A 15007-nucleotide genomic window follows, 5' to 3' on the forward strand; every position below is an offset into this window, starting at 1 on the left:
CCCGGCAAAAGCGTTTGGAAAGAAGGTTTTATACTATGTCTACCGTCAACGAGCGGATCGCAGCCCTGCGGGCAGCCATGCTGGCCCAGGGGTGCGAGGCCTATCTGATCCCCACCGGGGACCCCCATTCCAGCGAGTACCTGCCTACCCACTACAATTCCCGGGAGTATTTCTCCGGCTTTACCGGGGAGAACTCCACCCTGGTGGTCACCCGGACGGGCAGTGCCCTCTGGGCCGACGGGCGGTTCTTCGTCCAGGCCGAGAAAGAGCTGGCCGGGTCGGAGATCCAGCTCCAGAAGATGGCTGAGCCCGGTGTCCCCACTGTGGAAGAATACTGCGCCGACGCCCTGTCGGAGGGCCAGATGCTGGGCCTCTGCGGCCTGACCGCCTCCTGCGGGCTGGTGCGGGGCCTCCAGAAGGCTCTGGAGAAAAAGGGCGCCGGGATCAAGACCCTGAACCTGGAGGATGAGCTCTGGACCGAGGGCCGGCCGGCCCTGCCCGCCACCCCCGCCTGGCTGCTGAGCGCCGAGTACGCCGGGTTCACCCCCGCCGAAAAGCTGAATCAGCTGCGGAAAAAGCTGACCGAACTGGGCTGCACCGCCCAGCTCTGCGGCAAACTGGACAACCTGGCCTGGCTTTTGAACCTGCGGGCCATGGACATCAACTGCACCCCCTACGCCATGGCCTACTGCTATGTGACCATGGACAAGGCGGTCCTGTTCATCAATTCCAGCCGTCTGGCCCCCGAGGCCGCCGCCGAACTGGCCGAAAACGGGGTCACCCTGGCGGGCTATGACGACGTTCTGGAATTCCTGGCCGCCCAGACCGAGCCCCAGACCGTCCTGGCCGACCCCGCTTCGGTGAACTACGCCGTCTACAAGACCCTGAGCGAAAACCCCGTCCTGACCGTTAAGGACCTGGACGACCCTCTGCTGGCCTTTAAGGGGGTCAAGAATCCCACCGAGCTGGCCCACCTGCGGGAGGCTCACATCCGGGACGGCGTGGCCATGGTCCGGTTCCAGAAGGAGCTGGAGGAGCGGATGGCCGCCGGCGAGGAGCTGACCGAGCTGACGGTGGACGAGATCCTCCACAAATACCGCAGCCAGCAGGACAAGTTCCTGGTGGAGAGCTTCGGCACCATTGCCGCCTACGGCCCCAACGCCGCCATGATGCACTACCACGCCACCGAGGCCAACCACGCAAAACTCCAGCCCAAGGGCTTTTTGCTGGTGGACTGCGGCGGCACCTATCTGGACGGCACCACCGACATCACCCGCACCTATCCTCTGGGCGAGCTGACCGAGGAAGAGCGGCTGTTCTACACCTGGACCCTCCAGAGCCACATCGACATTGCCCGGGCGGTCTGGCTGAACTACTGCACCGGCCAGATGCTGGACACCCTGGCCCGGGAACCCCTCTGGCGGCACCTGATCAACTACCGCTGCGGCACCGGCCACAGCGTCAGCTTTGTGGGCAACGTCCACGAAGGGCCCCACTCTCTCAACGGGCGGAACCAGGTGGTCTTTGTGCCCGGCATGATCATCACCGACGAACCCGGCGTCTACGAGGGCGGCCAGGTGGGCATCCGGATCGAGAACGAGCTGGAGTGCTACCAGAAAGAGGTCAACCAGTACGGCACCTTCCTGGCCTTTGAGCCGGTGACCTTTGTGCCCATCGACACCAGCCCCATCGTGCCCGGCGTGCTGAGCGGCGAGCAGATCGACTGGCTGAACCACTATCACCGCCAGGTCTTCGAGAAGCTGGCCCCCCGCCTGACCGAAGAGGAGCGGGACTGGCTGGCCAAGAAGTGCGCTGCCATCGGCTGCTAAAACCTTTTTGAGAGCAAAAACCGCCGCCGGGCTCTGGGCTCCGGCGGCGGTTTATTGCCTTAAGCGTTTATTGTGCATCCGGCTTGTCGTCGGACGGGGATTTAAGGGCCTTGTCGGGGTCCGAGACGCCGTCGGGCAGAATATCCCGGAACATCTCTCTGACCTCGGTAACGGCCTTTTTCAGCGGGCCGGTGGAAAAGATACTCTCGGACATTTCCACCAGGTATTTATAGATTTCGACCCGGTTTTCCTCGTAGATTCCCAGGGCTTCAAACAGCTCCTTATAGTAGGGAAAAAGCGTCGTCTTGCTCTGGACGATGGTCACAGGGTTGATCTGGGTGTGACAGATGCTCTGGGGATTCTGCACATAATAGTACCCGGGCTGGTCGATGGCGCAGAAACGTCCGGCATAACGGACGTATTGAACGTTAAAGGCGAAATCCTCCCCCCAGGGCAGATCGTCCACAAAGCGCAGCTGCGCCTGTTCGATCACCTCCCGGCGATAGAGTTTGTTCCAAAGGGCGCCATAGTAGAACGACCCCGGTTTTTTCATCAGGGCCAGGGCATATTCTACCTGGCCATATACCCCCGCGGGGAGGAAGCTGTATTCCCGGATCTCGGGTTCCTCCTGAGCCTCGTTCGGATCCGGCTCGGATTTTATGGGCAGGGACAGTTTTTCCTGCAACCGCTGGCCCAGGCCCATCCCCCGGGGGATCACCATTTTATAGGGAGCGACCACCAGGTCTGCGGCGTTTTCCTCCGCAGCTTCCACCATGCTCTGGGTACAGCCGGGGTCCAGGCTGTCGTCGCTGTCCATGAACTGGATGTATTTGCCGGTAGCCAGGGATAACCCCAGGTTTCGGGTGGCGGAGACACCGGTGTTCTCCTTGTCCACCAGGCGGATTCTGGGGTCCGATTGGCGGCAGGCTTCACAGACGGCCAGGCTCCCGTCGGTGGAACCGTCGTTCAGCAGGATAATTTCGAGGTTTTGCCAGGTCTGTGCACAGATGCTCTCAACGCACCGGCCCAGCTGTTTTTCGGTGTTGTACACCGGCACGATGACGCTCACCAGAGGCTGTTCCATGGCGAAGTGTCTCCTTTTTCTCTCATGATGTTTTTGGATATTATCTTTTCCGCGGCAACATCTCCGCGGTTCGCTATTATAATACACTGTTCCGGTCCGCTTTGCAAACCCCAGGGCCAAACGCCGGACTGAAATTTTTGACAGGAGGGCAGTCCCTATGGTTTTTCATATTGCAATCTGTTCCACCGACGGGGTGCTGCGCAGCCGGCTGCAGCGGATGTGCATGGAATATTATTCCCGCCGGGCCGACGCCTGCATTGTGGAGCAGCTGCCCGACGCCGCATCCCTGCTCCAGCGGGACGCTGACGGGATGCGCTACAATCTCTACCTCATCGAGCTGGGCAACGTGCCCGCCCCGGCGGGGATGGCGGCCGCCCTCATCCTGCGCAACCGGGGGCGGCGGGCGCCCCTGGCCTTCTTCTCCCACACCACCGCCCACGCATACAGCGCCTACCGGGTGGACGCCATGCAGTACCTGCTCCGCCCCGTCCGCCAGGAGGATCTGTTTGCCCTGCTGGACCGAGCCACCGAGCCTGAATACGGCCCCGCCCTGCCGGTACACACGGCGGAGGGCCTGCGGGTGCTGCCCTATGCCCGGATCGAGTTTTTGGAGTGCACCCACCACATTGTCCATTTCCACCTGACCAACGGCCAGGCCATTTCCTCCCTCTCTCTGCGGGTGCCCTTTACCACCGTGGCGGCCCCTCTTCTGGCGGACGACCGGTTTTTGCAGCCCCACCGCTCCTTTGTGGTGAACCTGGCGGCGGTCCGGCTGCTGGCCGCCGGAGAGATTCAGATGGCCAGCGGCGCCCGAATCCCCCTGCCCCGCAGCCGGGAAACCGCTGTCCGCCAGGCGCTGCTGACCTGGCTGGAACAGGGCGGCGGCCAGGCTGCTCCCAATCCATAAACCCAAAGCACAAGACCCCGGGTCGATGCGCAGCGCATCCGCCCGGGGTCTGCTTTTTATGGAATAGGGCGTCCAGGCCCTTAAACCTTAGACCAGTCCAGCTGCTCCCAGCTGGTGAGGAACTGCTGGCTCAGGGCCCGCATCTCGGGTTCATCGGCCCGGCTGTAATAGTCGGCGATGCCGATCACCGGAAAGCCCGCCCGGTGGGCGGTGCGGGCGGCATGGACGGCGTCCTCACAGACCACGCACTCGGCGGGCGTATGGCCCCCCACCCGGCGCATGGCCTCCAGGAAGATGGCGGGCTCTTTTTTGGTGAAGCCGTCCTGGGCCGAGAGGACAAAGTCGAAATAATCCAGCACCCCCAGGCCCCCCAGTACCCGCTCGCACATGGGCTGCCAGGTGTTGGAACAGACGCAGAGATGCGCGCCCTCTGCCTTGAGCCGCTCCAGTGTCTTACGGACGCCGGGTTTCAGCTCCACCGTCCGGTAGAGCCGCCCCACCGCCTCCATGACGGCGGCGTCGTAATTGGCCTCGTCCAGGGGCAGCTGATACTCCCGAATCAGATACCGGGCACTCTCGGCCATGCCCAGGGGCAAAAGCACCTGGCGCAGGTCGGGTTTCGGGGTCCGGCCGTACTGTTCCAGCAGGGCAAAGGGCACCTCGTCCCAGATGCCCATGCTGTCGGTGAGGGTGCCGTCCATATCAAAAATCCAGTGATTGTATTTCATTCTCTCATTCCTCCGGCCGCCCCGGGCGGCACTGTATTGTAATACTCCGCCCCCGATTATACACGATTCGCCGCCATTTGGGTATCCCCGAGGGGCAAAACAGGGGAGAAATCTCCCCGGGATTGTGGTATAATTGGTTCAAAATCTGGAAGGGTGGGAATGCCGATGGAAGAATCCAATCGAACACGAGGCCTTGTGCTGGCCGGGGGCGGCGCCCGGGGCAGCTACCAGGTGGGGGTCTGGCGGGCGCTGGCCGAGCTGGGCTGGCGGCCCCAGATCATCACCGGCACCAGCGTGGGCTGCCTGAACGGCGCCATGTTCGCCCTGGACCTCTATGAGACGGCCCGGGATATGTGGCTGTCCATCCGCAGCCAGGACGTGCTGGACCTGCCCGAAGAGGGGGCCCGCCTGTCCGAGCTGAACACCTTCCTCCGCCAGACGGTGGCCGCCGGGGGGATGGATGTGACCCCCCTGGAAGAGATCGTGGACCGGGTACTGGACGAGGAGGCCCTGCGGGCCTCGCCGGTGCGGTTCGGGCTGGTAACGGTGGAAAAGCGGGGCCTGCGCCCCCGGGAGCTGGCCCTGGAAGAGATCCCGAAAGGGAAAGTGAAGGATTACATGCTGGCCAGCGCCGCCTGTTTCCCGGCCATCCGGGCCAGAAAGATCGACGGGGTGGAGTACCTGGACGGGGGCTACGCCGACAACATGCCCACCGCACTGGCCCAGCGGATGGGGGCCGAGGAACTGGTCTGTGTGGACCTGGAAGGGGTGGGAATCACCCGGCCCAACCGAACCGGCCTGCCCACCATTCTGATCCGCAGCCACTGGGATCTGGGGGAGATTTTACGGTTTTCCCCCGAGACGGCCGCCCGGAACATCCAGCTGGGCTATTACGACACCCTGCGGGCCTTCGGTCGGGTGCGGGGCTGCGCCTATGCCGTGGCACGGGAGGACAGCGACGGGGCCGCCAATCTCTTCCGGGTGCGGTTTGACAAGCTTCAGGAGGCGGTCAAAGCCCGTTGGCCCTCGGCCCACCTGACCTCGGCCCTGGCGCTGGTCCTGGCCAACCTGGAAGACGAGGCCCTGGCCCCCCTGGAAGCCGCCGCCGAGGAGGCCAAGGTGGACCCCACCCAGCTGTACACCGTGGAATCCTTGGGCAATGCTTTCCTGGCCGCCTGTGACCACCCACTGATCGAGAGTTTCGGCCCCCTCTTTGACGGGACCGCCAACGGGGCGCTGGTGGCCCGGGCCACCCTTATGCCCAACCATTTTTTGCAGGCGCTGGTCTGCCGGGTGCTGACCGACCCTGCTCTGCCGGAGGTGATACCCCATGAGGATTTATAAAGGCGTGCCCGCCTCGCCGGGCCTGGTGCTGGGGCAGGTGAGCCGGCTGGAGCGCAGCTATGACACCTTCAACCGGAACCCCCACAGCCCCAAAAAAGAACAGCGTCTTTTGGAAAACGCCATCTCCATCGCCCAGAGTGAGCTGGAATCCATGGCCAGCCGCTCGGCCACCAGCGAACAGGCCATCTTTATGTTCCAGAGCATGATGCTGGAGGACGACGGATTCATGAGCGAGGTACGCTCCTACATTGCGGCAGGCACCGGCGCGGCGGCGGCCATGCAGCGGGTGGGCCAGCGGTTCGCCGACCAGCTCTCGGCCATGACCGACAACCCCTATTTGCAGCTGCGGAGCGTGGATATTCTGGACGCCACCCAGCGGGTCATCAACATTCTGGGGGACCGCCCCCGGGAGCGGCTGGCCCTGGATCACCCGGTGATTCTGGCGGCCGACCGGCTGATGCCCAGCGATTTATTCAGCGTGCCGGCGGGGATGATTATGGGGGTCATCACCTCTGAGGGCAGCGCCCAGAGCCACGCGGCCATCCTGGCCCGGGCCCGGAATATCCCCGGCCTGGTGCAGGTGGGACGGGATTTCCTGAACGACTGCGACGGCCGGATGATGGTGCTGGACGCCGACAACGGCATCTGCATCCTGGACCCGGATTCGGCCACCCGACAGCAGATGGTGACCCAGATCTGTGAGCGGCAGCGGCAGAATGAGGCGCTGACCCAGCTCCAGACCCTGCCCAACCTCACCCGGGACGGGGAGCCCTTTGAGTTGTTGGCCAACTGTTTCGGGCCGGAGGACATTGACTCGGCGGTCCAGTCGGGGGCCCAGGGGGTGGGCCTTCTGCGGAGCGATTATCTCATGCTGCCGGGCAAGATGCCGGACGAACAGGAACAATACTTCTACTACACCGCCTGTCTGGCGGCGGCCCAGGGGCGGCCCATCACGGTGCGGACCTTTGATTTCGGCTCCGACCGGACCCTGGCCAACGTCTACCAGGGGGAGCAGTCGGCCCATCTGGGCCTGCGGGGCATCCGCAGCAGCCTGCGCCAGCCCCGGCAGTTCGAGACCCAGATCTACGCCCTGCTCCGGGCCGGGGCCCGGGGGCCGCTGAAAGTACTCTTCCCCATGGTGACCAACGTGGAGGACTGGGACGCCGCCATGCGGATCGTGGAGCGGTGCCGCCAGAACCTGCGGGAGCGGAGCGTGCCCTTTAATGAAAACATGCCCTTCGGCATTATGCTGAGCATCCCGGCGGCCTGTCTGACGGCGGAGGAGTTCATCGCCCACGGGTGCCAGTTCTTTACCATCGGCACCAACGACCTGACCCAGTACACCCACGCCGCCGGCCGGGAGGTCACCTCGGCGGAACGGTATTTCCAGCCTGCCAGCGCCGCCATGCGGAAGCTGATCCGGATGGCGGTAGACGCCGCCTGCGCCGGGGGCATCCCCATCAACATCGCCGGGCTGGCGGTGGGGGACCCCGCCAACCTGGTGCAGTATTTGCAGATGGGGCTGCGGAGTTTTTCCATGAGCCCCCAGACCCTGCTGGACGCCAAACGGGTGCTGCTGGAAGCCGACGCCCATGTTTTGTAATTGTGAACAGGCAATATACATTTAGTAAAGCGCGATGGAGCGCAAAAACGCCCCGGGCCAGCTGGCCCGGGGCGTTTTTTGATTGGCTATACAGAAAAAGGGGCGGGCTCTTACTCCAGGTTCCCGGTCAGGGTCATCACCGCCGAGAGCACCGCCAGGGGGGCCGTCTCACAGCGGAGAATCCGGGGCCCCAGGCCCACGGTCTTGGCCCCGGCTGCGGCGGCTGCGGCGGCTTCCTCCGCGGCAAAGCCCCCCTCCGCACCGGTGACCAGGGCAATCTTCAAAGGCCGCCCCTCGGGGGCCGGGGTCTGGGCCAGCAGCTCCCGCAAGGGGGCGCCGCCGCACTCGTAGCAGAAGAGCACCAGGTCGTACTGGTCAAAGGTCCGGCAGACCGCCCCGAAGTTGGGCAGGGGAAGGGCCACATCCGGCAGAACCCCCCGGCCGCACTGTTTGGCCGCCTCGAAAGCGATTCGGTTGTAGCGGACGTTCTTCTGCTCCTCTTTTTTGGGGGCGGCCACGCAGTACCGGCTGAAGAAGGGGATCACATGGGCGCAGCCCAGCTCCACCCCGTGGCGGATGATCTGTTCCAGTTTATCCTGTTTGGGGTAGCCCGCCAGCAGGGTCACCTCGACGCTGGGCTCGGCGGCGCTGGGGTAGCCCGGCTCCACCGAGAACTCCACCAGCTCATCCCCGAACCCGGTGATGGTGGCGGTATATTCCACGGCTTTGCCGTCGCAGAGGATCACTTTTTCCCCCAGTTTGGCCCGCATGACCCGGGTCAGATGGTGGGCGTCCTCCCCCCGCAGCACAGCGGTGCCGTCGGAAATCTCGGTGGTAAAATAACGGTGCGGCATATTACAGTCTCCTTATACTAATGGTTGTGGTTGAGACAGGAGCGTTATGCCTTCGTGCAGACGATGCACTCCCAGCCCCGCTTCTCCTTGACTTCCTGTACCTTCAGCCCGGCAGCCTGGAGGGCGGCGATCACTTCCTCCTTGCGGGTGTCGATGATGCCGCTGGCGATGAAGACGCCTCCTTCGGCCATCAGGCCGGGCACCGCCGGGGCCAGGGCCATAATGGCATTGGCCACAATGTTGGCGGTGATGATCTGGTACTGGCCGCTGGCCTTGTCCGACAGGTCTCCCACCAGGACGGTGAGCCGGTCGGCCACTCCGTTCAGGGCGGCGTTCTCCCCGGCGGTACGGACGGCCACCGGGTCAATGTCCACACCCTCAGCCTGGGCTGCCCCCAGCTTGAGGGCCGCAATGGCCAGGATGCCGCTGCCGGTGCCGATGTCCAGCACCCGCTCGCCGCCCCGGACCAGCTGATCCAGGGCCTCGAGGCAGAGGCTGGTGGTCTCGTGGCCGCCGGTGCCGAAGGCCAGGCCCGGGTCCAGGATCAGCTTGACCCGGTCGGTCTCATACTCCTGCCAGGAGGGCACCACCGCCAGATGCCGGCCGATCTCCATGGGGTGGTAGTACTTACGCCAGCCGTTCTGCCAGTCCTCCTGCTCCACCTTTTCCAGCTCCACGGTGTAGGGGATGCCCGCCCCCTCCATCCGGGCCTCGATGAGGGCCAGAGTCTCGGCAGGCTGGGCGCTGGGCTCCAGATACATATGAATGATGACGGTATCCCGGGGCTTGTCCAGCAGCTCCTGCTCGATCAGATCCACGTGGGCGATCTCGGCCACCTGCTGCTCGATGTCGCTGTAATCCTCGATATAGATGCCGCCCTCGGCGATCATGGTGGCCACAGCCTCGGCCTGCTCGGCGTCGGCTTTGGCTACGGTCAGACGAATATCAGTCCATTCCATCCTTCGGTTCCTCCCAGAATAGCTTTTAAGGCTATGATACAGGATTTTGTCCCATTTAACAAGTAGTTCCGCCCCCGAGACGCCGAACGGATCGCCCGCCCCCGCCGGGATTCCCTTGCTTTTTGGCCGGGGTCAGGCTACAATAGAGCCAGTCTTCCCCCGCCCGGCCGGGGAAAAATCGCCCGATTCCTGACAGAGCGAAAGGAGAATCTTTCCTGTGACACCCGCAAATCTGACCTGGCGGCGGCTGACTGCCGACCAGCTGACCCGCCTTTATGAAACTGACCTGTGCCGGGATTTTCCGGCCAGCGAGCGCAAGCCCCTGGCCATGATCCTGGCCGCCGAAGCCCGGGGCTCGGCCCACAGCTGGGGCGTCTTTGAGGGGGAGAACCTGGCCGCCTATCTCTTAATGGTACGGCCCGAGGGCTGCCCCATCAGCCACCTGGATTATTTCGCTGTCCTGCCCGACCGCCGGGCCGGAGGGCTGGGGGCCCAGCTGCTGGCTCAGCTGCCCGCCCACGAGCCGGGAGCCCGGGCCATCGTCATCGAGGCCGAGTGGCCCGAAAAGGCCGAGGATGAGGCCATGGCCCACCGCCGCCTGGGGTTCTACGCCCGGGCCGGGGCGGTGGATACCGGCTGGACCGAGCGTCTGTTCGACGCATGGTTCCGGGTGTTGGTGCTGCCCTGCCCGGGGCAGGAGCCCCTCTCCGGCGAAGAGGCCATGCACCAGCTGGCCCTCTGCTACCACGAAAACCGCCAGGGCATTGCAGACGCCGACTGGAAAAAACTCGTCCGCTTCTACCGCCCGGACGGGACGGAGGAGCGTTTCGGGCTGTAAGCCTGTATTTTTAAATCTGAAAGAACCGCCGCAGCGGAAGGGGAGGGCCCTTTCTGCTGCGGCGGTTTTGGTTATAGTGAGACCTTTTGGCATTGCAGACAATGGGGCAGGCCGTTTTCCGGCATTTATTCGGAAAATGTAAAATTGGGCGCCGCGTTTTCAGGCCTCGTTTTACATTTTCTTTTCTTTTGGGCGAAATCATGTACCAAAGCTTTACATCGATTTTCCCTCACCATGGTCGCAGCCGGGCCCGGCTGGCGGTAAAATGAAACCGTCCCAAACAAAGTTACACACAAAACAAAAATAAAATGATTTCCCGGCGCTTTTGGTTCGGCCGGGCCATCCTTTGGAGGAAAATTGTTATGAAAAAGCTCAATCGTCGCGCATTCCTGGCTGTTTGCGGTGCTGTTGCCCTGACCGGCGCTCTGGCTGCCTGCGGCAGCTCCAGCTCTTCCACCGCCGCTACCACTGCTACCACTTCCACTGCTTCTTCCGTTGCCGAGACCCTGTCCGGCACCGTCAACACCAACGGCTCCACTTCGATGGAGGACGTGATGGGCTCCCTGATCGAGGGCTTTAAAGAGATTCAGCCCGGCATCACCGTCAACTACACCGGTTCCGGCTCCGGCGCCGGCATCACCGGCGCTCAGGAGGGCACTTGCGACATCGGCCTGGCTTCCCGCGATCTGAAGGACACCGAGACCGGCGTCAAGCAGATCACCGTGGCCAAGGACGGCATCGCCATCATCGTCAACCCCGCCAACCCCCTGTCTGACCTGACCATCGACCAGATCGCCCAGCTGTTCAACGGCGAGATCACCAACTGGTCCGAGATCGGCGGCAACGACGCCCCCGTGGTTGCCATCGGCCGTGAGGCTGGTTCCGGCACCCGTGACGGCTTCGAGTCCATCACCGGCACCGAGGATCTGTGCGTCTACCAGAACGAGCTGACCTCCACCGGTGAGGTCATCGCCAACGTGGCTTCCAACCCCGACGCCATCGGCTACGCTTCTCTGTCCGCTGTGGAGGGTGACGCCACCATCAAGGCCCTGACCGTGGGCGGCGTGGCTGCTTCTGAGGAGACCGTTCTGGACGGCAGCTATGTGATCCAGCGCAACTTCAACTTCATCGTCAGCGACGGCACCGAGCTGTCCGCTGCTGCCCAGGCTTTCGTGGATTGGGCTACCTCCACCGAGGCTTCTGAGCTGATTGCCGGCGCCGGCGCTGTCCCCGTGGCAGAATAAACTCACCCCGTTTCAGAACTTAAATTACATCAAATCCCGAGTGCCCCCTTGGTTTTTGAGGGGGCGCTCTGACTGTAAGGACAAAAAATTTCGGGCCGCTGCCGCCCTGCCTTCCCCTCGAAAAAGAGGGCGGCTCGGCGGCATCCGCCTGTCTTTAAAGCAATCCGTCTGAAGAAAGGCCGGTATTACCATGAAACAAAAAGTCCGCCCGATGGAGACCTTCATGGGCGCGATGTTCTTTGCCTGCGGCATCATCGCCATCGCGTTCGTCCTCTTCATCAGCCTCTATCTGATTGTCTCGGGCCTGCCCGCCATCTGGGAGATCGGCATTGTGGACTTCCTGTTCGGCACCAAGTGGGCCTCCACGGCTGCCGAGCCCAAGTTCGGCATCCTCCCCTTCATCCTGACCTCCATCTACGGCACCTGCGGCGCCATCCTGATCGGCGTGCCCATCGGCTTTATGACCTCGGTCTATCTGGCCAAGATCGCCTCGCCCAAGATGGCCTCCATCGTCCGTCCGGCGGTGGATCTGCTGGCCGGCATTCCCTCGGTGGTCTACGGCCTGATCGGCATGATGGTGCTGGTCCCCGCCGTGCGGGAGGCCTTCAACCTGCCCGACGGCGCCAGCCTGTTCTGCGCCATCATCGTGCTGGCCATCATGATCCTGCCCTCCATCATCTCGGTGTCTGAGACCGCCCTCAAGGCCGTGCCCCACGAGTACGAGGAGGCCAGCCTGGCCCTGGGCGCCACCCAGATCGAGACCATCTTCAAGGTCAGCGCCCCGGCTGCTTCCAGCGGCATCGCCGCCGCCGTGGTTCTGGGCATCGGCCGCGCCATCGGCGAGGCCATGGCCATCATGATGGTGGCCGGCAACGTGGCCAATATGCCCAGCCTTTTCTCCAGCGTCCGCTTCCTGACCACCGCCGTGGCCAGCGAGATGGCTTACGCTTCCGGATTGCAGCGGCAGGCGCTCTACTCCATTGCGCTGGTCCTCTTTGTCTTCATCATGATCATCAACGTCGCCCTGAACACCCTGCTGAAGAAGAAGGAGGATTAACCCATGGACCACAACGAGCACAAGGAAACCCGGGCGCTGTCCAGCTCCCGCCGGGCCTATGACCTGATCCTGCGGGGCCTGCTGTACTTCTGCGCCGCGGTGACCTGCCTTTTGCTGGTCTTTGTGATCGGCTACATCTTCGTCCGGGGCCTGCCCCACATCACCTGGGAACTGCTGAGCACCTCTCCCAGCTATATCAAGGACACCATCGGCATCCTGCCCAACATCGTCAACACCGTTTATCTGGTGGTGGTCACCCTGATCATCACCCTGCCCCTGGGCGTGGGCGCGGCGGTTTATCTGACCGAGTACGCCCAGAACAAAAAGCTGGTGGCCGCCATTGAGTTCGCCACCGAGACTTTGACCGGTATTCCTTCCATCATCTTTGGTCTGGTGGGCATGCTCTTCTTCTGCCAGCTGCTGGGGCTCCAGGCCTCTCTGCTGGCCGGCTCCCTGACATTGGTGATCGTCACCATTCCCACCATCATCCGCACCACCCAGGAGAGCCTCAAGACGGTGCCCCAGTCCTACCGGGAAGCCGCCCTGGCTCTGGGCAGCGGCAAATGGTACATGATCCGCACTGTGATTCTGCCCTCCTCCATCGACGGCATCGTCACCGGCTGCATCCTGGCCATCGGCCGGATTGTGGGCGAGAGCGCCGCTCTGCTCTTCACCGCCGGCATGGGCATGAGCATGAACAACTTCTTTGGGTCGGTGGACAATTTCGTACACTCCTCCGGCGCCTCCCTCACGGTGGCCCTGTATGTGTACGCCCGGGAGCGGGCGGAGTTCGATGTGGCCTTTGCCATCGCCGCCATCCTGATGATCCTGACCCTGGTGATTAACCTGGCCGCCAGCCTGGTCGGCCGCAAACTCAAGAAACATTAAAAGAGGGAGAATCGAATTATGCCCACGATTATCGAAGCCAAGAACCTGGATCTCTGGTACGGCCAGAAACAGGCGCTGAAGAAGATCAACCTCGAGATCCCCGAGCGGCAGATCACCGCCCTCATCGGACCTTCCGGCTGCGGCAAATCCACCTTCCTGCGGACCATCGACCGGATGAACGACCTGGTGCCCGGCGTGCGGGTGGAGGGCCAGATGCTCTACGCCGGGGAGGATGTCTACTCCCCCAGCGTAGACGTGACCTGGCTGCGCCGCAAGATCGGCATGGTCTTCCAGAAAGCGAACCCCTTCCCCATGAGCATCTACGACAACATCGCCTACGGGCCCCGGATCCACGGCACCCGCAAGAAATCGGAACTGGATGAGATCGTCGAGAAGAGCCTGCGGGGCGCCGCCCTGTGGGACGAAGTCAAGGACCGGCTCAAAAAGAGCGCCATGGGCCTGTCCGGCGGCCAGCAGCAGCGTCTGTGCATTGCCCGCGCACTGGCAGTGCAGCCCGACGTGCTGCTGATGGACGAATCCACCAGCGCCCTGGACCCCGGCTCCACCATGCGGATCGAGGAGCTAATGCGGGAGCTGAAAAAGGACTACACCGTGGTGATCGTCACCCACAACATGCAGCAGGCCGCCCGTATCAGCGACCGCACCGCCTTCTTCCTGCTGGGCGAGATGGTGGAGGTAGGCCCCACCGACAAGATTTTCAGCACGCCGGAAGACAAGCGCACCGAGGACTATATCTCCGGCCGCTTCGGTTAATCCGCCTCCTGCCGCTCTGCGGCGCCGATTTTGCAGCATACAACAAAGGATGAGGTCTTTTTATGAGCAACCGGAAATACTACGACTCCGAACTGGAGGCGCTGAACACCGCCCTGATCGAGATGGGCCAGGCCGCAGCCGACGCCGTTGAGAACGCGCTGCAGGCCCTCTGCGCCGTGGACACCGCCGCAGCCGCCGAGGTGGTCAAGGGTGACACCCGCATCAACCACATGGAGCGGGACATCGAGCACCGCTGCATGACCCTGCTGCTCCGCCAGCAGCCCGTGGCCAGCGACCTGCGGCAGGTGACCGCCGCCCTGAAGGTCATCACCGATCTGGAGCGGATCGGCGACCACGCCGCCGACATCGCCGAGATCGTGCCCCACCTGGGCCGGATGAACCAGTCCAGCGAACCCGCCCTGAACGAGGCCGTTCAGATGGGCCGCAACGCCCACCAGATGATCCTGAACGCCCTGGACGCCTTTGTCCGCCAGGACGAGGCCGCCGCCCGGGAGGTCATCGCCTCGGACGATGTGGTGGACGACGCCTTCGACGCCATCAAGCGGATGCTGGGCCAGAAGCTCGCTCACGACCCCGACGAGGTGGACTCGGTGATGGATCTCTTGATCGTCATCAAGTACCTGGAGCGGATCGCCGATCACTCGGTCAACCTGGCCGAGTGGGTGCAGTTCGTCCGCACCGGCAAGTACAAAAACGAGGATATTTTCTGAGCCAAAGCCAGGATACACCGGACGCCCCGCTGCTCATGCAGCGGGGCGTCCGCTTTTCAGGACGGGATTTCCATTCTTTGGGGCAAAACTTTCACAATTTTCGTTCATGCCTGCGCAATAATTTATCCCAGCCGTTCGTATACAGGATATACAAACCCAAGCGACCC

General features: G+C 63.1%; 14 protein-coding genes. 10 read left to right on the forward strand and 4 right to left on the reverse strand.

The window, feature by feature from the left end:
• Positions 1 to 35 precede the first annotated feature (35 nt).
• Positions 36 to 1829, forward strand: a complete 1794-nt coding sequence (locus tag JCM17207_RS04190) for an aminopeptidase P family protein (protein ID WP_238316408.1) — start codon at positions 36 to 38, stop codon at positions 1827 to 1829.
• 67 nt (positions 1830 to 1896) lie between these two features.
• On the opposite strand, the gene JCM17207_RS04195 is transcribed toward JCM17207_RS04190, so the two are convergent.
• A complete protein-coding gene (locus JCM17207_RS04195) occupies positions 1897 to 2913 on the reverse strand; it encodes a glycosyltransferase (protein ID WP_238316409.1) in 1017 nt (338 codons plus the stop codon).
• Between the two features lie 157 nt (positions 2914 to 3070).
• On the opposite strand from JCM17207_RS04195, the gene JCM17207_RS04200 reads away from it, so the two are divergent.
• Entirely contained in the window at positions 3071 to 3820 is a 750-nt protein-coding gene (locus JCM17207_RS04200) for a LytR/AlgR family response regulator transcription factor (protein ID WP_238316410.1), read from the forward strand.
• A gap of 80 nt (positions 3821 to 3900) precedes the next feature.
• On the opposite strand, the gene JCM17207_RS04205 is transcribed toward JCM17207_RS04200, so the two are convergent.
• Entirely contained in the window at positions 3901 to 4548 is a 648-nt protein-coding gene (locus JCM17207_RS04205; protein ID WP_238316411.1) for an HAD family hydrolase, read from the reverse strand.
• Positions 4549 to 4707: 159 nt separating this feature from the next.
• On the opposite strand from JCM17207_RS04205, the gene JCM17207_RS04210 reads away from it, so the two are divergent.
• Both JCM17207_RS04210 and JCM17207_RS04215 read left to right on the forward strand, forming a co-directional pair.
• Positions 4708 to 5892 (forward strand): patatin-like phospholipase family protein, encoded by a 1185-nt coding sequence (locus tag JCM17207_RS04210; protein WP_238316412.1) that lies wholly within the window; start codon positions 4708 to 4710, stop codon positions 5890 to 5892.
• Positions 5879 to 7495 carry a phosphoenolpyruvate--protein phosphotransferase gene (locus JCM17207_RS04215; RefSeq protein WP_238316413.1) on the forward strand — a complete coding sequence of 539 codons (1617 nt, stop codon included), beginning with the start codon at positions 5879 to 5881 and terminating at the stop codon, positions 7493 to 7495. Before JCM17207_RS04210 ends, JCM17207_RS04215 begins: the two co-directional genes overlap by 14 nt.
• Positions 7496 to 7605: 110 nt before the next feature.
• Here the strand turns inward: JCM17207_RS04215 and JCM17207_RS04220 are convergent, their stop codons facing one another.
• Complete coding sequence (locus tag JCM17207_RS04220; RefSeq protein ID WP_238316414.1) at positions 7606 to 8349, reverse strand: RsmE family RNA methyltransferase; 744 nt, start codon at positions 8347 to 8349, stop codon at positions 7606 to 7608.
• 44 nt (positions 8350 to 8393) lie between these two features.
• Positions 8394 to 9308: a 50S ribosomal protein L11 methyltransferase gene (gene prmA / locus JCM17207_RS04225; protein WP_238316415.1), complete on the reverse strand. Its 915-nt coding sequence runs from the start codon at positions 9306 to 9308 to the stop codon at positions 8394 to 8396.
• Between the two features lie 217 nt (positions 9309 to 9525).
• On the opposite strand from prmA, the gene JCM17207_RS04230 reads away from it, so the two are divergent.
• From JCM17207_RS04230 to phoU, 6 genes are all read left to right on the forward strand, one after another.
• Positions 9526 to 10146, forward strand: coding sequence for a GNAT family N-acetyltransferase (locus JCM17207_RS04230; RefSeq protein WP_238316416.1), 621 nt, complete (start codon positions 9526 to 9528; stop codon positions 10144 to 10146).
• 362 nt (positions 10147 to 10508) lie between these two features.
• Positions 10509 to 11390: a phosphate ABC transporter substrate-binding protein gene (locus JCM17207_RS04235; RefSeq protein WP_238316417.1), complete on the forward strand. Its 882-nt coding sequence runs from the start codon at positions 10509 to 10511 to the stop codon at positions 11388 to 11390.
• 190 nt (positions 11391 to 11580) lie between these two features.
• Positions 11581 to 12447 carry a phosphate ABC transporter permease subunit PstC gene (gene pstC / locus JCM17207_RS04240; protein WP_238316418.1) on the forward strand — a complete coding sequence of 289 codons (867 nt, stop codon included), beginning with the start codon at positions 11581 to 11583 and terminating at the stop codon, positions 12445 to 12447.
• Positions 12448 to 12450: 3 nt separating this feature from the next.
• Positions 12451 to 13335: a phosphate ABC transporter permease PstA gene (pstA, locus tag JCM17207_RS04245; protein WP_238316419.1), complete on the forward strand. Its 885-nt coding sequence runs from the start codon at positions 12451 to 12453 to the stop codon at positions 13333 to 13335.
• A gap of 18 nt (positions 13336 to 13353) precedes the next feature.
• A complete protein-coding gene (pstB, locus tag JCM17207_RS04250) occupies positions 13354 to 14109 on the forward strand; it encodes a phosphate ABC transporter ATP-binding protein PstB (protein ID WP_238316420.1) in 756 nt (251 codons plus the stop codon).
• Positions 14110 to 14171: 62 nt separating this feature from the next.
• Positions 14172 to 14840, forward strand: coding sequence for a phosphate signaling complex protein PhoU (gene phoU, locus JCM17207_RS04255; RefSeq protein WP_238316421.1), 669 nt, complete (start codon positions 14172 to 14174; stop codon positions 14838 to 14840).
• Positions 14841 to 15007 lie beyond the last annotated feature (167 nt).

It is taken from the genome of Faecalibacterium gallinarum (genome assembly GCF_022180365.1).
In the GTDB taxonomy this organism is placed as follows: Bacteria; Bacillota; Clostridia; order Oscillospirales; family Ruminococcaceae; genus Faecalibacterium; species Faecalibacterium gallinarum.